This is a genomic window from Thiofilum flexile DSM 14609, assembly GCF_000380185.1.
Lineage (GTDB): Bacteria > Pseudomonadota > Gammaproteobacteria > Thiotrichales > Thiotrichaceae > Thiofilum > Thiofilum flexile.
This window is the reverse complement of sequence record NZ_KB904747.1, coordinates 63,363-81,667: the sequence shown is the minus strand read 5'-3', so window position 1 is coordinate 81,667 and position 18,305 is coordinate 63,363. Positions and strand designations below refer to the sequence as shown.

Sequence of the window (18,305 nt, the reverse complement as noted above, 5' to 3'; positions counted from 1 at the left end):
AGTTCTAGACCGATTCCATCCGGCCTTTTAGCTCTTGTGCCTGTACCATTTGATAGCGTCTAACGCCACGGAATAGAGCATCAGCTAGTTGTTGCTGGTATTGCGCAGTACGTAAACGCCGCTCTTCGTAAGGATTACTAATAAAGGCTGTTTCCACTAAAAGAGATGGAATGTCGAGCGATTTCAATACTATAAACCCAGCACTTTCTACTTTAGTACGTAAAGGAGCGCTCACCTGAGCTAATTCACGTAGCACCCCTTTAGCGACAATCAGACTTTGATCAATAATATGATTCTTACTCAAATCCAATAATACTGAGGCAATTCGTTCACTAGTATCGGCTAAACTGACTGCTCCGAATCGAAGATCATAGGAGTTTTCACTCTCGGCGAGCATGCGTGCAGCTTCACTCGAAGCCCCATCATTGGAGAGGATATAGACTGAAGAACCATCTAAACGGGAGTTATTACTCGCATCCGCATGAATGGATACGAATATATCGCCTTTCTTTTCATGGGCGATTTCTAAGCGACGGCGTAAAGGAATTAACTCATCACTATCTCGTGTCATCACCGCTCGCATATCAGCAGTACGATCAATCTGAGCTTTTAGTTTACGGGCTACTGCCAGAACAACATCTTTTTCCTTAGTACCGCCACGCCCAATAGCTCCCGGATCACGACCACCATGTCCGGCATCAATCACCACCGTAAAAGGACGGCTTGCCCGACTAGGCTCCGTTGTTACCGCTACAGGTTTACTAGAGTTCTCAGCCGGTGCAGCAGCAACAGGGCGACCTCTAGGCGTTAATAACACCTCGAATACATATTCATTACCGGATTGTACCAAGGTGTTTTTAAAATCCACCGCCTGTGCCATATCTAGCACGACCCGCAACCCATCCTCACGCATTGCGTAACGAATACCTTGCAGTGGGGGGCGATTATGCTCACCTTGCTTTAAATTACCATCTAGAGCTGTATCTAATAAATCGATGACCACCCGATCTGGCTCAGTCAAGGTAAAAATTTTATATTTTACTGCTTGGTTTAATACCAATGAGAACTTTAATTGACCGGCATTACCTGCAAGACGAGCACCAGTCAATTTAGTGCTAGCGACTGCTAGATTGTTTAAAGGAAGCCACAAACCTCCTGTAGCACAGGCAAAAGCCCCCGCTTTTAGCAGAAAGTTACGTCGTGCTAAATGTTTACTATCCATGGCGAGCTACCAGCAAGCGTTATAAAAAGGGCGGAAACCCCAAAATTATTCGATCTAATCCCTATAGATCTTAATCAAGCAGCGCTCTTTTTCAAGTAGTTTTTTACATTTATCTTATAACTTTTTGTTTTATTTAAAATAATTAACTTTAACCTCTCTTCCAGTATTGATGTAATAAACGTCAATTTCGAGGTTTGGTTCAGGTAAAATGCCCTGTGCTCGTTCAGGCCACTCTACTAAACATAATGCGTCTTGAGCTAAATAGTCCCGTATTCCCATATATTCTAACTCTTCAGGATCATTGAGACGATAGAGATCAAAATGATAAATCTCACGCCCTTGTAACTGATAAGACTCGACTAAGGTATAGGTAGGGCTTTTAACCGTACCCTGATGACCTAAAGCCCGTAGCCAGCCCCGTACTAATGTCGTTTTGCCTGCCCCTAAATCCCCCCTTAAAGTGACTAATCCGGTGGGGTAACGTTGTGCTAGTAATCCACCTAATGCCTCCATTTCAGTTTCATTACTAGGCTTAAAATATTCAGTTTGTTTTTTCACGGATTCACCACTACACGTAACTGTGCTATTAAATCACTAGCTAATAATCCTCGCTCGCCCTGTTGTGCGGCAATATCCCCTGCTATGGCGTGTACTAAGACCCCCACCCGTGCGGCATTTTCGGGGCTAAAACGTTGAGCAATCAGTGCGGCAATAATGCCCGTCAATACATCCCCCATACCTCCGCTTGCCATGCCCGGATTACCCGCCGTACAAAACACTAGCCCCTCATCACCTAAAATCAACGTTCCCGCCCCTTTTAAGACAACAGCTCCGCCATAACGCTCTTTTAAAGCATAAATAGCGGCAATTCGATCATGTTCTATAGTCTGTACATCGGTTGCTAAGAGGCGTGCAGCCTCTCCCGGATGCGGAGTCAAGACCCAATCCTCACGCTTAAAGGGATATTTTGCTAGTAAGTTTAAGGCATCGGCATCCATGACTATCGGTAATTGACTGGTTTTAATACATTCCCATAAATCTAGTGCCCAATTACTTTGCCCCAATCCCGGCCCAATCGCTAATACGGAAGCTCGCTCTATTAAAGCGAATAATGGCTCCAACGATTCAATACCCGCTACCATCAGCTCAGGTCGATTACTATTAATGACCATAGCATGCATAGGATGGGTGGCTACAGTGACTAGGCCACTGCCAGTACGTAAAGCAGCCTCACCTGTTAGGCGTACTGCACCAGCCATCCCCAAGGCTCCCCCTACTACCAAAGAATGACCTGCCATACCCTTATGGGCATTGCGGGGGCGTTTAGGGAGTGCTTGGCTCAAATGCTGCGAATTTAATACATAGCCCATGGGCACTTTGACGGTTTTTAATACTTTGGTTGGCAGCTTTAAAGCATGGCAAATAATCTGCCCAACATAATCGGCAGCTTGCCCCGTCAGTAGTCCCTGTTTTAGGCCAATATAAGTTATGGTTTGATAGGCTCGCACTGCCACCCCCATCACACACCCTGTATTAGCATTTAATCCTGAAGGGATATCAACCGCGATCACAGGCTCATTAACTTGATTCAGTCGCTCAATAGCTTTTTTATAATCGCCCTCGACTAAACGACTCAAACCAATACCCAATAAAGCATCCACATAAATATCTGCCTGCGGTAACTGATTATTCCACTCTTGGATCACACCATTGGCATCTTTAAAGGCTTGATAAGCCGTCTTAGCAGGCTCTGGTAAATACTCTCCACCACATAAAGCGACTACCTCAACCCGCCAGCCTTTTGCTTGGGCTAGGGCTGCAATGACATAGCCATCTCCGGCATTATTGCCTGCACCACAGACTATGCATAATGATTGACTCTGTAACCATTGTTTGCTGATATGCTCAAACGTTGCATAGCCTGCTCGTTGCATGAGTTCCCACGCTGATAATGCTTGCTCAAATGCAGCGTGCTCAAGCGCACGAATCTGTGTGGTGTTATAAACCTTTTCGGTCATTACTAACATGTTGAATTCTCGACACTCAATCCCTTCTGACCTTAACACTAGAATTGAACGGCTAGGAAAGCAACTAGGATTTGATGCTATTGGCTTTAGTGCTATCGATTTAGGGGCTACTGAGACACGTTTACTAGAGTGGCTGCGCCTAGGTTATCAGGGTGATATGGCATGGATGGCTAAGCATGGTAGTAAACGTACTCGCCCTGCAGAACTCGTACCGAATACCCTAAGCATTATTAGTGTACGGATGTCCTATCTACCACCAGAGGGATTAGACCCCATTGATGTCCTTAATCACCCTAATCTGGCCTATATTTCACGCTATGCTTTAGGACGTGATTACCATAAAGTCCTCAAACAACGCCTAGAAAAATTAGCTCAGGGTATTCAACAATGGGTAGGAGAATTTGGCTATCGTGTCTTCACCGATAGTGCTCCGGTAATGGAAAAACCCATTGCTATTAATGCCGGTTTAGGCTGGATGGGTAAACATACGAATGTACTAAATCGTGAAACAGGCTCGTGGTTTTTCTTAGGTGAGATTTATACCGATTTACCCTTAGCACCTAGCCACATGGTTGCAGAGCATTGTGGGCGTTGTACCGCCTGCATTGATATTTGCCCGACTCAAGCCATTATTGCGCCCTATGTGTTAAATGCACGACGCTGTATTTCTTATTTAACCATTGAACATGCAGGTATCATTCCCGAAATATTCCGCAAAGCCATTGGGAATCGTATCTATGGCTGCGATGATTGCCAATTAGTCTGTCCATGGAATCGCTTTGCTCAAACTTCAACAGAAACCGATTTTGCGATTCGCCATCAGTTAGATCGGCGCACCTTGGTAGAGTTATTTTTGTGGAGTGAGAAGCAATTTAATGACTACTTAGCAGGGTCTGCCATACGCCGGATAGGGCATGAACGTTGGCAACGCAACCTTGCCATAGCGCTCGGTAATGCCCCCACTCAGCCGATAGTCATACAGGCTCTAACCCAAGTATACGGCACCACGACGAGTGCTCTCGTGCGTACCCATATTGAGTGGGCACTAGAACAGCATAAAAATACTAATAACTGCACCGACGATCACTAAAACTAATCCAACCATCGTAGCCTTACCCCATTTATCCGAATATAGCTGCATGCCTCGATAAACTTTGCAAATATAAACACATACAGTAAACAACCCCAAGCAAGACGCCATGATAAAAATAATAAACTGCGTGCTAGCTGTAATGATTTGTGTTGGATTAACGAGCTGCTCGACTGTACAAGATAGTGAGCTATACCAAGATTGGCAACGCCAGGCTTATGGTGTGTATAACATGAACCCAGAAGGGTCACATGCCACTGTTGCACACAGTGGCACAGCCGCACTAAATGCCCGTGGTCGTTCAGCCACTACAGCAGCAGCGAAACCGCCAACTGTGCAATATGAGCATTTAACAGAGACCGAGAAAAACTATATAGCCTCTCAATACGGATTATGATGCTTAAAACCGAATTACCCTTGTTTGTTAGCCCCTAGAGTCCTACGGGACTCTAATTGGCACAAAGGTTCTAGCCCTTCCTTTGTGCCCTTTTAGCCAGATCATTTGATCTGGCTTTTTTCTTTTGTTTTTTCTAGTGATTCACTACACTCGTTAGACTTGTTAAATTGGAAAGAGATGGTCATGGATTTAAGTGAGTTACGTCAAGAATATACTAAGGCCGGTCTAGAACGAGCGACACTAGCGCTCGATCCCTTTAAACAATTTGAAATCTGGTTTCAACAAGCCACTTCAGGCCAAGTACTAGAACCCAATGCTATGCAAATTGCCACGGTCTCCAGCACAGGCCGCCCCTCCTTACGCACTGTTTTACTCAAAACGTTTGACGAACAAGGCTTTGTATTTTACACCAACTATCATAGCCAAAAGGCACAGGACATCGCTCAAAATCCACAGGTAGTATTATTGTTTTTCTGGAAGGAACTAGAGCGACAAGTTGAAATCACTGGGCGAGCTGAAAAGGTATCGTCACTAGAATCATTAAAATATTTCACTAGTCGTCCCCGTGGTAGTCAGCTAGGCGCTTGGGTATCGGCACAAAGTAATATCATTACCTCACGCTCAGTGCTAGAAATTAAACTGAATGAAATGAAGAATAAATTTAAAGAGGGCACCATCCCTCTGCCAGATTTTTGGGGTGGCTTTAGGATAGTGCCTGATACGTTTGAGTTTTGGCAGGGGCGTCCTAATCGTCTACATGACCGCTTTGAGTATCGTATGCAGCAAGGGCAATGGGATATCCAGCGTTTAGCCCCATAATCCACTTCCAATATAATACGCTCCACTGAATTTGCTATGTTTCCCGTGGAACATTAAATCTAGCGTGGATGGTGAGAGCTTTTTAGTGCTAATTCCAGTATGCTGATGCTTAAATAATTAACTAATAGGGATATACCATATGTATCGGCTAGCAACTTTTACTAGGCTAATTATCCTATGCAGTGCCACGTTACTGACAGGATGTAATTCAACAGATACTGCAAATGCTGGCAATCTAGCCTATCAAACGATTAGCCATCAAAAACAAGGGGGTAAAGACTGCAAAACAGAGCCACTAGCCTCCAATGAAGATGGTCTCTGTGCCAGTGTGAAAGTACGCTATCCAGAATTCGACGGGGCTGATACTAACCCAATTATTAAACAAATTAATCAGTTTATTAGTGAAGAAACACTCAATTATGAAGTTGAGGACGGTAAGCAGGCTGAGAATGCCGAAGAGCTAGCGAGTCTATTTATCGATGAGTATCTCAAACAACCGGATATCAGTACACCTTGGTCATTAGATCGCGCCATGGAACTCGTATTTAGCAACGATCAAATACTCACCCTAAAATTCAGTGAGTTTAGCTATATGGGGGGCGCTCATCCGGCTTCAGGACAAACGTATTACCTACTCAGTCGTCAAAGTGGTAAGCCTTATAAGCTTAGTGATTTACTCAATAATGGTTACGAAGACGAACTTAATAGTATTGGTGAACGTATCTTCCGCGCAGATAAAAAAATCCCTGCGAATGAAACCTTAGCGGATGCGGGCTATGAGTTTCCCAATGAACATTTTGCGGTGAATGATAATGTGGGTGTCACGCCAGAGGGCTTAGTCTTTTATTTTAATAGTTATGAAATAGCACCCTATGCACTCGGTCCTACTGAACTGGTGATTCACTATGACGATATTCCTAACTTAATTCGTGCTGATGGCCCATTAGCTACTGTTAAACCTAAATCCTAATTCGTTAACAACCATGTTTGATCATACTCAACGTCCAGCCAATTTTGTAGAACTCAAAGCCCTCGCTCCTAGCATTCTGCAAGATTTACGCTATAGCACCAACAATAACTTTACCGGTACGGTTGTTACGGGTTATCAGGCGAATAATGCATGGCTTACACATCAAGCCGCTACTGCTCTCGCTCAAGTACAAACCGCTATTCAGCCTTGGGGTTTATCACTATATATTTTCGATGCCTATCGTCCTAAGCGAGCGGTGCAGCATTTTATTGATTGGTCTTATCAGCCCGAAGATCCAACTCTCCAGCAGCGCTTTTATCCTAATATGACCAAGCGGCAATTATTCGAGCAAGGTTATATCGCCACTCGTTCTAGTCATATGCGAGGCAGTACCGTAGATTTAACCCTCGCTACTCACACTGAGCACGGTTGGCAAGAGTTGGATATGGGGACTGAATTTGATGTGTTTGGCCTATCCGCTGCCCCTGATTATCCCGAACTAACGCTAACCCAACGCAACAATCGCTTGTTACTGCGCTCCATTATGTTGCAACACGGCTTTCATGGTTTCGAGTTAGAATGGTGGCACTTTACTTTAAATAATGAACCCTACCCAGAACACTATTTTGACTTTATCGTAGAATAGGGTTGAGACCTGAGCATGCTGCACTATCAACGTGACCCTGAACGTATTGAACAACAAACCTATGAAAAAATTCGTGAGCTCGTACCCTTAGAACGGTTTACGCTAGAACAACAGCAAGTCGTTTTGCCGGTGATACGCGCCTGTGGTGAGCCATTAATTGCAGAGCGTTTACGTTTTAGTCCCAAAGCAATTGAAACGGCTAAGTATGCGATTCGCCACTATGCCCCGATTTTATATGACTTTGATACCGTCACGAGCGGTTTACAAAGCGATTTACTCTATCAAGAGCCTTTAAGCTTCATTAATAAAGCTGTAGTCATTTCTCAAGCCAAAGCCAAAAAGCAAACGCGTTCTATGACCTCGATTGAGTATTGGCGCAGGTATTTAAAAGGAGCCATTTGCTTATTAGGTGAGTCGAGTACAGCACTCTTTCGCCTATTGGAAATTATTAAGGAAGAGGAGTCTGCTCGACCGGCTTTAATCATCGCCACCCCCGCAGGGTTTTTACAAACGACTGAAGCGAAACAATTACTCATGGATCTCTATCAAGAGATGGAGATAGAGTATATTTTAATCGAGGGCCGTTGGGGGGGGAGTATGTTTGCTAGTAGTATTATGAATGCCTTACTGAAAATCCAGAAAGGCATTTATATTTGAATAGTGAGATATTAAAACCTATGTACTCGTATTATTTACACGGTTTAAATTCACAATTATTCGCGCTATCACGCCCAACGGATGAACCATCAGGGCACATTTTTGCATCCATAGTACAAACCTTTTCCTCTACCGCTGCTTGACCATTAGGGCAGGCATCAAAGGCGCAACTATTGGCAGGATTACGTCCTACCGCTGTACCATCTGGACAACGCTGTAACTCTTCAGTACAGGCCACTGTTGTAGCAGTGGGGTTTGTTGCGCCCGTTTTATTCTGATCGGCGGGTGTTGCACTCGGTTCACCACCACAACCCGATAATAATACCCCTGCAAAGACTGCGCTTAACACTATCGCTTTCATCCCTACACCTCTAATTAAATAATCTCAAGATTGGCATAGCCCAAGACTAGCCACTTACTACCTTCCTTGCGAAAGGAGACTTGCACACGAGCAGACTGCCCTGACCCTTCCGCATTAGTAATGACACCCTCGCCAAATTTCGCATGGCGTACCCGTTGCCCTACACGATACCCCTCAGCAGCGGCTTGGGGTAGCATAGATTTTGATGCTGTCGCAACTCCACGACTAGCATAAGCTTTGACTTTAGGGCGTACCTCGTGAATTAAGCCCTCTGGTAATTCACGGATAAAACGAGAGATAGGATTAAAACGTGTCGAGCCATGTAATAGACGCTGCTCTGCATAGGTAAGAATCAATTGCCGTTCGGCACGAGTAATACCCACATAACACAGCCGCCGCTCTTCCTCTAAGCGAGCAGGATCATCTGCAGACATCTGATGCGGGAATAATCCCTCTTCCAAGCCACATAAAAATACTAAGGGAAACTCTAACCCCTTAGCCGAATGTAGCGTCATCATTTGCACGCAATCATCACCTTGCTCACCTTGTCCCTCACCAGCCTCTAATGTGGCGTGAGCAAGGAAAGCTGATAATGGCTCCATCTCTGGCATATCTTCTTGACGCACATAACTATAACTATGAGCTGCCGTAATCAGCTCGTCTAAGTTATCGGTACGTGCCTGACCGGCCTCACCTGGCTCTTTGGCTTTAAAATGTTCTTTTAAGGCGGCAAGCTCAATCACGATTTCCACTTGCTCGGCTAAGGGTAGGGGTGCAATATCATTGCCCATGAGTTCAATCAACTGCAAAAAGCGCTTAATCGCTCCTGTAGCACGTGAACTTAACTCACCCAACTGCTCCGATTCTTGCGCCGCCTCCCATAAGGATTTACCGGTACTACGAGCATAAATGCGTAAGGCATCAACGGTACGCTCACCAATACCACGGGGCGGATGATTCACAATGCGCTCAAACGAGGCATCATCGAGACGATTAGTGACTAAACGTAAATAAGCTAATGCATCCTTGATTTCTGCTCGCTCGAAAAAGCGCAAGCCCCCGTAGACACGATAGGGAATACGTCGCTCATTAAAGGTACTCTCAAAGACACGAGATTGAGCATTAGAGCGATATAACACGGCAATCTCTGAGCGTGTTCCCCCCTTCGCTAGCCATTGTTCAATCTGTGCTGCGACATAACGCGCCTCGTCTCCCTCATTGTAAGCTGCATATAACTGAATCAGCTCGCCCTCAGCATCGTCCGTCCAGAGGTTTTTACCCATTCGCCCCCGATTATGAGCAATCAAGGTATTCGCAGCCTGCAAAATGTTTCCCGTGGAACGATAATTTTGTTCTAAGCGGATAACCGCACAGTTTTTAAAATCTTGGGTAAAATTGCGAATATTTTCAATCTTAGCGCCCCGCCAGCCATAGATAGACTGATCATCGTCACCCACTGCAAAAACGGAATTTTGCTCACCCGCTAGTAGGCGCAGCCAAGCATATTGCAACGCATTGGTATCTTGAAACTCATCAACGAGGATATGCCTAAAACGCGCGCGATAATGAGCTTGTAGCTCTAAATTATCTCGTAATAACTCTAGTGAGCGCAGTAATAATTCAGCGAAATCTACCACACCATTCCGCTGACAAGCCTCTTCATAGGCAGCATAAATACGCGTCATTTGCGTAATGGAAAAATCACCTTTATCCTCAATATGCTGTGGGCGCGAGCCAGCATCTTTAGCATTATTGATAAAATAGGCGACTTGGCGCGGTTGCCAGAGTGCCTCATCCAACTCCAACGCTCGGAGTACTCGCTTAATCATCCGAATCTGATCTTCGGCATCGAGGATTTGAAAGGTTTGCGGCAGTCCAGCTTCGCGCCAGTGCATACGCAATAAACGATGAGCCAAGCCATGAAAGGTGCCAACCCAAGCCCCACCAATGGGAACACCCAGCAGCGCTTGAATACGTCCGCGCATTTCAGCCGCTGCTTTATTCGTAAAGGTCACGGCTAAAATACTAAAAGGCGACAGTTGCTCGACTTCAATCAGCCAAGCAATACGATGTACCAACACACGTGTTTTACCGCTACCTGCTCCTGCTAATATTAAAGCAGATTGTGCAGGTAAGCCGACCGCATCACGTTGGGGTTTATTGAGATCATTAATGAGTGGGGATATGTCCATGGCGCTATTGTAACTTAAATTAAGGCTAGCTCTAAAGGGGCACACCCACTAATTCACACAACTCACACCCGTTCCACGTAACCCACAATAGCCATTAGGATTTTTTGCCAGATACTGCTGATGATAATCCTCAGCATAATAAAACTCAGGCGCATCGATAATTTCTGTCGTCACCTTACCCAAACCTGCCTTAGCTAAAGCGGCTTGATAAGCATGTAGACTAGCCTCAGCCTCAATTCGTTGCTCTGGTGTATAGACATAGATACCGGAGCGATATTGGGTTCCCACATCATTACCTTGACGCATGCCTTGGGTGGGATCGTGGGATTCCCAAAATACTTTTAATAAATCCTGATACTCAATCACAGCAGGATCAAATACTACCAATACCACTTCATTATGTCCGGTGAGTCCAGAGCAAACCTCCTCGTAAGTAGGGTTAGGCGTATAGCCACCAGCATAACCTGCGGCGGTGGTATAAACGCCTTCTTGTTGCCAAAACTTACGCTCTACTCCCCAAAAACATCCCATACCAAAAACGGCCTGTTGTAAGGTGGTAGGGAATGGGGGTTTAAGGGGGTGAGCAGTGACATAATGCCGATTAGTAATAGGCATTGCGGTACTGCGTCCAGGGAGTGCTGCATCGGGACTGGGCATTTCAGCTTTTTTAAAAACTCGGAACATATATCACCTTCATCATCAATAGGAGAAGCAACATTAAGGTTAAGATCGTATACCACTAAAACCTACTAATGACATAAATACTTCTCAGTCTGGCGGAATGCCGTTATTCTTGCGGTTATCTTAGGCAAAGGTAAACCGATTATGACAACTTGGAATCTTGACACCGCACGACGCGTCTATGGGGTGCAACACTGGGGCAATGGCTATTTTGGCATTAATGACGCGGGTCATGTCGTTATGGGCTTGCCCAACCAACCAGAGTGTCAGGTAGACCTTTATCAGCTCGCTCACCGTTTGAAAACCGATGGTTTACGTTGGCCAGTACTGATTCGCTTTACCGATATTGTGCATGATCGTGTCCAACGACTACAAAAAGCCTTTAATCAAGCCATCGAGAGCACCGGGCAACACAGCCGCTATACCGCCATTTACCCAATTAAAGTTAATCAACAAAAAAGTGTCATCCAGCACATTTTACAAGGGGGCGGAGAGCAAGTCGGTTTAGAGGCGGGGAGTAAACCCGAATTAGTCGCAGTGTTAGGAAGTGCTCCGAATGGTAGTACGATTATTTGTAATGGCTATAAAGACCGCGAGTATCTACGCTTAGCATTAATTGGGCGGCAGATGGGACACCGCATTTTTATTGTGGTCGAAAAACCTTCCGAACTAACCGAAGCGCTAGAAGAAGCAGAAAAGCTAGGTATTGAACCCTTATTTGGTATTCGAGTACGTCTTTACTCTTTAGGTAAAGGTAAATGGCAAAATACTGGCGGTGAAAAATCTAAATTTGGCCTCTCTGCAGCACAAGCTCTACACATGTTAGAGATATTAAAACAAGCCAATAAACTGCACTGTCTACAACTCCTGCATTTCCACATGGGTTCACAAATCGCTAATATTCGTGATATTCAAAGCGGCATGCTGGAAGCGAGTCATTATTTTGCTGAGCTTTGTCGTCTAGGTGCGCCCATTGGTGTAGTCGATGTAGGGGGCGGTTTAGGCGTCGATTATGAAGGTTCGCGCTCACGTAGTGATTGTTCGATTAACTACACTATGCAGGAATATGCTAATACGATTGTACGGAGTGTGCATAGTGTTTGTACGGAGTATGACTTACCCCTACCTGATTTTATTACTGAAGCGGGTCGAGCTATGACAGCACATCATGCTGTTTTAATTACTAATGTGATTGATACCGACCCTGCCCAGCCTGAAACCACCCCACGCGTGGTAGAACCCGAACCCGATGCGGCACAAGTACTGCATAATATCTATCGTCTTTACACGCAATTACACCACATTCCTGCCTCAGAAATTTATCATGATGCCGAGTTTTTAATAAGTGAAGTGCATGCTTTATATGCAAGGGGAGTGATTCATTTACAACAGCGTGCTCAGGCGGAGGAAACCTATCGTGCTATTGGTTTAGAGCTGCTCTATAATCCTGCCCTCAGCCAAACCCTTTCTGCGAGTATTCATAGTGCGCTACAAGAAAAACTAGCCAATAAGTATTTCTGCAATTTTTCGCTGTTTCAATCTATGCCGGATGCGTGGGCGATTAAGCAATTATTCCCCATTATGCCGCTACATCGTCTGCAAGAAGCCCCCACTCGTCGGGCAGTATTACAAGATTTAACTTGTGATTCAGATGGTGCAGTACACACTTATGTAGAAAATGGGCAGCTCACCAGTACGCTAGCCGTACATGAATTATCTGATACCGAACCTTACTTATTAGGTATTTTCATGGTCGGAGCCTATCAGGAAATTTTAGGTGATTTACACAACTTATTCGGCGATACCGATTCGATCAACGTAGAATTATTAAGTAACGGTGAATATCGCCTCCAAGAACCAGAAAGTGGGGACACAATTGCAGAATTATTGGGTATGGTTCATTTTGAGCCAAAGGACTTGCTGGCACAATGTCGTAAAAAACTCGCTGCTACGGTTAGCGATCCTGAGCGGCTCAAAGCACTCCAACGTGAAGTTGAGGCCAGTCTCACTGATTATACGTATTTGGAAGATTAAAACGATAACAAGAGGGTTATGTCCATGGAATATGCACTGTTGATTGCCTTAGCATTAGGGATGTTACTCATCGCGCTGGCTTGGCTCATGATCACCATTGCGGGATTTCGTCATCACTTCGTTACGGGCATTGTGGCTATGGTTCCGGTGCTCAATCTATTAATTTTACCGACTATTTGGCATCGGGCGCGTGGCTGGTTTTTCACGGGGCTGGTAGGGATCTTATTAGCGGTGGGTGCTTGGGGCGTGAGTGTGAATAGCCAAGCGGGGCAGAATATGCAAAGGCTTTTGGGTAATCATTGGTTTACTCAAAAACTCAGCCCCATGCTCTCGCCTTCGCAGGGTGACCAAGAACCCCCAGAGACTGTCACTCAAGAAGTAAATATATCCCCTATCCCTATTTCAACCGTTTCCCTTCCGCCTAACACGACTTCATCAACGAGTAATATGCCTACCGAAACAGGTGCTCAACATGAACTGCCGAGTAATGCTCTATATCAAATGGGTTTTCAACCTATTGAGCTATCGGCTGCGAATCATTATATCGGTCAATCACTCCGTATTAGACGTAGTGACCAAAAGTGGATAGAAGGGCGTTTGCTTGAGGCAACTGATAAAATGCTCCGCATTGAACAAAACCTCCATGGTCAAACTCAAACCCAAGAACTAGAGACTCGATATATTCAATCTATTGAAGTACTTAAGTATTAAGGTATTGTATGCAGTGTTATATTTATCGCAGCCAACGCAAGCAAGGAGCCTATCTGTTTTTAACAGAGCGTGACGATTTTAGTCGGGTACCAGAGGGTTTAATGCGTTTATTAGGTAGTGCCTATTTCTCTTTTGAGTTTGATCTTCAACCTGATAAACCTTTGGCTCAAGGTAATAGTGCTGAGGTAATACGCCACTTAACAGAACATGGGTTTTATTTGCAATTACCGCCCGCCGACTTGGCTGCAACTAGGGTACATTGACGCTATCCCTACTATAACTAGGAATTTTTATGACTATTCAACGCTTTGAGCAACATACCCCGACTATTGATCCTAGCGCCTATATTGATAAAAGTGCCTATGTCAGTGGACAAACCACGATTGGAGCGGATAGCTCGGTGTGGCCTATGGTGGTGATTCGGGGTGATATTAATATCATTACCATTGGCGCACGTACTAATGTGCAAGATGGCTCTATCTTGCATGTCACCCATGGTAGTGCTTTTAGCCGCATGGAAGGTTTTGCACTCACGATTGGCGATGAGGTGACGATTGGGCATCGTGTTATTTTACATGGCTGCACCATTGGCAATCGTTGCCTCATCGGTATGGGGGCGATTGTGATGGATAATGTGGTGATTGAAGATGAGGTCATGATTGGAGCAGGAAGCCTAGTTCCTCCGGGAAAAACACTGGAGGGGGGCTATTTATGGAAGGGTAATCCAGTGCAAAAAGCTCGCCCTTTGACCGAGCAAGAGCGAGCTTTTTTAAAGTATTCCGCCGAGCACTATAGCAAATTGGCTAAACGTACTTTAGCCTCTGAATGAACTAATCCATGGGGACTTGCACATCATTGGTTGCGCCACTCCCCACCCAAAACTCACGTGAGCGCACAATATTTTCTGATTTGGCGACTGCTTCATAGTGTCCGGGGGGCATAGTGACCGCCTGAACATGGCGATTATACTCCCCTACCTCGCGCCGCTCGCCATTTTCAATTCGGTAAATATTCCAAGTTGTAGGGCGAAATAGGGGAGCATTATCACGAGTAGCAATCAAATTGACCCGCCCGGCTGGAATAAACAAATTAGACTCAACCTGACTCCCTTGAGTGACTCGAACCCGCTCCGCACGATGTAGCCCTTTTAAACTAGCATCTACTTTATATAAGCCACTTCCTACGACGAGACTAATAGTAGAGCGCTCGGCAAGATGGATAATTTTACCACCCTCTAGTGGCTCAATCGTCCAAACCACCGACTCATTAGCCTGAGCCACAATACGTCCAATATCTGCAATAAAACGTTCTTCGTGCGGCTGTTTAGCATCAATCTTAATAGTTTTAGTAGAGCGATAGGCACCTATGATTAGCGTGACCCGATATAGACCTTTGGGTAGGTTAAGGCGTTGATTAGCGCCTTGTAGGCTGTAAATCTTGCCCATAGTCTCACCATCTAAGGCGGTAATCGTCCATGAAATACGCTCTCCTACTAAACTCATATTACGAGGCGTTATTGCGGCAAGCACCACATTAGCTTGAGTGTGAGTGGCACTATTCATATCGATGCTTCCATGATCTAGAGGAGGGATATAATGGGAAATAGTAGGGTTAGATTCTAAGTAATCCATAACCCAACTAGCCGCTAGACTATAAGAGGTGACACCTAGCCCTGTTGCTAGAGCAGTTGTCATCAAGCAATAAGAATTATTTTTGATCATCATAGCAATCCTTGCTTTAAAGGGAGTGCTAGAACAAAAATATTATCATTTCATAACTAATGGTGTTGTAGCAAACCCAAGCTTAGTAATGTGAACTACCTGTTGTTAATTTCAGAGTCACTACTTTAAGCAAAGCATAGAGATGGAAAGAAAGAGAGCTAGAATGGGATGAAGGGTAGGGTTATTGGGCTTAATGGTTGAATTAGGTACGAACACTCATTAGCGAGTATGTTGGGTTTGCATATAAAACTCGGCGCGATGAATGGGCTGATTCGGGGGCATTAGTAAGGTTACTTTCCACTCCATAGCGCTTTGCTCACAAGTGGGAATCAGTACTGTACCGGTGTAATGGAAAGAGGAACCTTGACGCTCTAACCATGCCTTTTGAAACCCCATATACATATTACGCCCCTCCAATACGAACTGTATTTTTGTGGGGGGCGTTGTAAACCCTGATAGCTCGGCGCTTACCATAATGGGTTTTAAGGTGGGGACTGGTTTAGGGGTAAGAGTCAATTGGATAGCTAAACCATCAGACTCACTAGTCGTACAAGCTACCTGATTTAGATCACAGGACTCTGCACTTAACACTAGTTCCGAGGTAGTTGGGTAGCTAAACCACCACCCAACTGCTGCACCTGTGATTAGGGCTAGAATAATGCCTAGCCCCCACAAATACCTCTTGCCCATCATGCGGCTGACTGTAAACCACTATGACGTAGTAAGGCATCAATCGAAGGTTTACGGCCACGAAAGGCAATAAAAGACTCCATTGCAGGACGTGACCCGCCCATTTCTAATATTTCACGCTTAAATGCCTCACCCACCTTAGGGTTAAATAAACCCTCTTCTTCAAAACGGGCAAACGCATCCGCAGACAACACTTCAGCCCATTTATAGCTGTAATAGCCTGCTGCATAACCACCTGCGAAAATATGCGTGAAGCTATTAGGCATACGATTATAAGAGGGATATTTTATCACCGCGACTTCTGAGCGGACTTGCTTGAGTAGCTCGTAAATACGCCCTTCCTGAGCCGCATCGGGAGCGCTATGTAATTTCAAATCAAAGAGCGCAAACTCTAATTGACGTACCATCATCATGGCAGATTGGAAATGACGCGCGGCAAGCATTTTTTGCAACAATGCTTCGGGTAACTTTTCGCCGGTTTGCCAATGTCCGGTCATGAGATCGAGTGTTTCACGCTCCCAGCACCAATTTTCCATAAATTGACTCGGTAGTTCCACGGCATCCCACTCGACTCCATTGATGCCCGCAATTTCCGGATAATCGACTTGAGTCAGCATATGATGCAGCCCATGTCCAAACTCATGGAATAAGGTTACCACTTCATCATGGGTAAATAGGGCAGGCTTTTCTCCCACCGGGGGCGCACTATTACAAACCATAAACGCAACCGGAATTTGCACCCCATCTTCCCGTTTAAAACGCCCACAAAACGAATCCATCCATGCGCCACCGCGTTTATGCTGACGGGCATAGAGATCAATATAACAGGCTGCTTGTAATTCGTTTTGGGCATTATAAACGTGATAAAAACGTACATCAGGATGCCAGATATTCACATCGTTTTTTTGTTCAAAACGTACTTGATACAAGCGCCCTAATAGCTCAAATAACCCATTCAAAACCTTATCTACGGGGAAATAGGGCTTTAGGTCTTCATCATTAAAGTCATAATCCTTTTGCCGTATTTTTTCGCTCACATAGGGCACATCCCATGCCTGCAATTCATCAATACCTAGGGTATTAGCAAAGGCTTGTACTTGAGCAAATTCTTTTACTGCAAAGGGTTTACTACGTTGCGCAAGATCCTCTAAAAAGGCAATCACCTCGGCTGGGCTATCCGCCATTTTAGTCGCTAACGATAACTCAGCGTAATTGTTATAACCTAATAGCTCGGCCTCTTCTTGACGCAACTTCAAGATTTGCTGCATCAGTTGGCTATTATCAAATTGGGTATTAGCTGCTTGATCTGAGGCACGAGTAGAATAGGCTTTATACATTTCCTCGCGTAAAGCACGATTGTCCGCATAGGTAATCACCGCACTATAGGAAGGAAAATCTAGGGTAAATACCCAGCCCTCTACATTGCGCTGTTGTGCTGTCTGTTGCGCCATTTCTAAAGCAGACTCTGGCAAACCTAGCAGCTCATTTTTATCAGTTACTTGTTTTATCCAGGCTTGTGTCGCATCTAACACATTATCGGAAAACTTTGAGGTTAGTTGGGATAGCTCTTGTGAAACCTCTCTGAAGCGTTGTTTTTGTGCCTCTGCTAGTGCTACACCACTCAATTTAAAAGACAACAAACTATCATCAAGGCTTTTCTTTTGAGCATTATCTAGGCTGGAGTCATTCTTACGAATAGCTTGGATGGCTTCAAAAAAGGCTTTGTTTTGTCCCATCTCCGTATGATAGTCGCTGAGTTTACCAAGGTTAGCATTATAAGCATCCCGCAGCGCCTCAGTATTTGCGACACCATTTAAATGCCCCACTACTGACCAACCTTTTTCTAGCTGGTTATTAGTTGTATTCAGCGGCAATATTAAATTATCCCAAGTGAAAGCCGTTTGTTGTAAACGTTCGGCTAATACCTGACGCCCTTGGGTCAAGCACATGTCCACAAAAGGAGTGATATCGTCGGCCTTTACCTCACCAAAGTTAGGTAAAGTGGGAATATTCAGTAGCAGATTTTTCATAGATTGCCCCAAAGAAAAAGCGAGTATCTTGCAATATATGGGCAACTCTACTCGCTT

Annotated in this window: 19 protein-coding genes; 10 read left to right on the top strand and 9 right to left on the bottom strand. The window is 44.9% G+C overall.

Annotated elements, in window-relative coordinates; genetic code table 11:
• Positions 1-4 precede the first annotated feature (4 nt).
• The 3 genes from A3IK_RS0101600 to A3IK_RS0101590 all read right to left on the bottom strand — a co-directional run bounded on the left by A3IK_RS0101600 (position 5) and on the right by A3IK_RS0101590 (position 3,249).
• Positions 5-1,222, bottom strand: coding sequence for an N-acetylmuramoyl-L-alanine amidase (locus A3IK_RS0101600; RefSeq protein ID WP_020558208.1), 1,218 nt, complete (start codon positions 1,220-1,222; stop codon positions 5-7).
• A gap of 129 nt (positions 1,223-1,351) precedes the next feature.
• Positions 1,352-1,780, bottom strand: a complete 429-nt coding sequence (gene tsaE, locus A3IK_RS0101595; RefSeq protein ID WP_020558207.1) for a tRNA (adenosine(37)-N6)-threonylcarbamoyltransferase complex ATPase subunit type 1 TsaE — start codon at positions 1,778-1,780, stop codon at positions 1,352-1,354.
• Positions 1,777-3,249 (bottom strand): bifunctional ADP-dependent NAD(P)H-hydrate dehydratase/NAD(P)H-hydrate epimerase, encoded by a 1,473-nt coding sequence (locus A3IK_RS0101590; protein WP_020558206.1) that lies wholly within the window; start codon positions 3,247-3,249, stop codon positions 1,777-1,779. Before A3IK_RS0101590 ends, tsaE begins: the two co-directional genes overlap by 4 nt.
• Here A3IK_RS0101590 and queG point away from each other — a divergent pair.
• The 6 genes from queG (at position 3,248) to A3IK_RS0101560 (ending at position 7,828) form a co-directional block, all read left to right on the top strand.
• Positions 3,248-4,339, top strand: a complete 1,092-nt coding sequence (gene queG / locus A3IK_RS0101585) for a tRNA epoxyqueuosine(34) reductase QueG (RefSeq protein WP_020558205.1) — start codon at positions 3,248-3,250, stop codon at positions 4,337-4,339. The two genes, A3IK_RS0101590 and queG, sit on opposite strands and share 2 nt — an antisense overlap.
• 232 nt (positions 4,340-4,571) lie before the next feature.
• Positions 4,572-4,736, top strand: a complete 165-nt coding sequence (locus tag A3IK_RS21460; RefSeq protein WP_211209392.1) for a hypothetical protein — start codon at positions 4,572-4,574, stop codon at positions 4,734-4,736.
• Positions 4,737-4,919: 183 nt separating this feature from the next.
• The gene (gene pdxH / locus A3IK_RS0101575) at positions 4,920-5,555 is read left to right on the top strand and encodes a pyridoxamine 5'-phosphate oxidase (protein ID WP_020558203.1); all 636 of its coding nucleotides are present in this window, start codon (positions 4,920-4,922) and stop codon (positions 5,553-5,555) included.
• 139 nt (positions 5,556-5,694) lie between these two features.
• Positions 5,695-6,525, top strand: coding sequence for a DUF3298 and DUF4163 domain-containing protein (locus A3IK_RS0101570; RefSeq protein WP_020558202.1), 831 nt, complete (start codon positions 5,695-5,697; stop codon positions 6,523-6,525).
• A gap of 13 nt (positions 6,526-6,538) precedes the next feature.
• Entirely contained in the window at positions 6,539-7,171 is a 633-nt protein-coding gene (locus tag A3IK_RS0101565; RefSeq protein ID WP_020558201.1) for a M15 family metallopeptidase, read from the top strand.
• 15 nt (positions 7,172-7,186) lie between these two features.
• On the top strand, positions 7,187-7,828 hold the full coding sequence (locus A3IK_RS0101560) for a precorrin-8X methylmutase (RefSeq protein WP_020558200.1): 642 nt from the start codon (positions 7,187-7,189) through the stop codon (positions 7,826-7,828).
• 31 nt (positions 7,829-7,859) lie between these two features.
• On the opposite strand, the gene A3IK_RS0101555 is transcribed toward A3IK_RS0101560, so the two are convergent.
• From A3IK_RS0101555 to msrA, 3 genes are read right to left on the bottom strand one after another with little or no spacing between them, the layout of a single operon-like run.
• Positions 7,860-8,189: a hypothetical protein gene (locus A3IK_RS0101555; RefSeq protein ID WP_020558199.1), complete on the bottom strand. Its 330-nt coding sequence runs from the start codon at positions 8,187-8,189 to the stop codon at positions 7,860-7,862.
• A gap of 14 nt (positions 8,190-8,203) precedes the next feature.
• On the bottom strand, positions 8,204-10,381 hold the full coding sequence (uvrD, locus tag A3IK_RS0101550; protein ID WP_020558198.1) for a DNA helicase II: 2,178 nt from the start codon (positions 10,379-10,381) through the stop codon (positions 8,204-8,206).
• Between the two features lie 48 nt (positions 10,382-10,429).
• Positions 10,430-11,065, bottom strand: coding sequence for a peptide-methionine (S)-S-oxide reductase MsrA (gene msrA, locus A3IK_RS0101545; RefSeq protein WP_020558197.1), 636 nt, complete (start codon positions 11,063-11,065; stop codon positions 10,430-10,432).
• A gap of 141 nt (positions 11,066-11,206) precedes the next feature.
• On the opposite strand from msrA, the gene speA reads away from it, so the two are divergent.
• Genes speA through A3IK_RS0101525 form a run of 4 tightly spaced genes read left to right on the top strand, consistent with a single transcriptional unit; the run spans position 11,207 to position 14,636 of the window.
• Positions 11,207-13,096 (top strand): biosynthetic arginine decarboxylase, encoded by a 1,890-nt coding sequence (speA, locus tag A3IK_RS0101540; protein WP_020558196.1) that lies wholly within the window; start codon positions 11,207-11,209, stop codon positions 13,094-13,096.
• A gap of 24 nt (positions 13,097-13,120) precedes the next feature.
• Complete coding sequence (locus tag A3IK_RS0101535; RefSeq protein WP_020558195.1) at positions 13,121-13,807, top strand: hypothetical protein; 687 nt, start codon at positions 13,121-13,123, stop codon at positions 13,805-13,807.
• Positions 13,808-13,815: 8 nt separating this feature from the next.
• Complete coding sequence (locus A3IK_RS0101530; RefSeq protein ID WP_020558194.1) at positions 13,816-14,070, top strand: YcgL domain-containing protein; 255 nt, start codon at positions 13,816-13,818, stop codon at positions 14,068-14,070.
• 29 nt (positions 14,071-14,099) lie between these two features.
• On the top strand, positions 14,100-14,636 hold the full coding sequence (locus A3IK_RS0101525) for a gamma carbonic anhydrase family protein (RefSeq protein ID WP_020558193.1): 537 nt from the start codon (positions 14,100-14,102) through the stop codon (positions 14,634-14,636).
• A gap of 1 nt (position 14,637) precedes the next feature.
• Here the strand turns inward: A3IK_RS0101525 and A3IK_RS0101520 are convergent, their stop codons facing one another.
• The 3 genes from A3IK_RS0101520 to A3IK_RS0101510 form a co-directional block, all read right to left on the bottom strand.
• Positions 14,638-15,531 (bottom strand): hypothetical protein, encoded by an 894-nt coding sequence (locus A3IK_RS0101520; RefSeq protein WP_162596600.1) that lies wholly within the window; start codon positions 15,529-15,531, stop codon positions 14,638-14,640.
• Between the two features lie 216 nt (positions 15,532-15,747).
• The gene (locus tag A3IK_RS0101515) at positions 15,748-16,221 is read right to left on the bottom strand and encodes a hypothetical protein (RefSeq protein WP_020558191.1); all 474 of its coding nucleotides are present in this window, start codon (positions 16,219-16,221) and stop codon (positions 15,748-15,750) included.
• Entirely contained in the window at positions 16,218-18,248 is a 2,031-nt protein-coding gene (locus A3IK_RS0101510; protein ID WP_020558190.1) for a M3 family metallopeptidase, read from the bottom strand. The genes A3IK_RS0101515 and A3IK_RS0101510 overlap by 4 nt, the downstream gene beginning before the upstream one ends.
• Between the last annotated feature and the right edge of the window lie 57 nt (positions 18,249-18,305).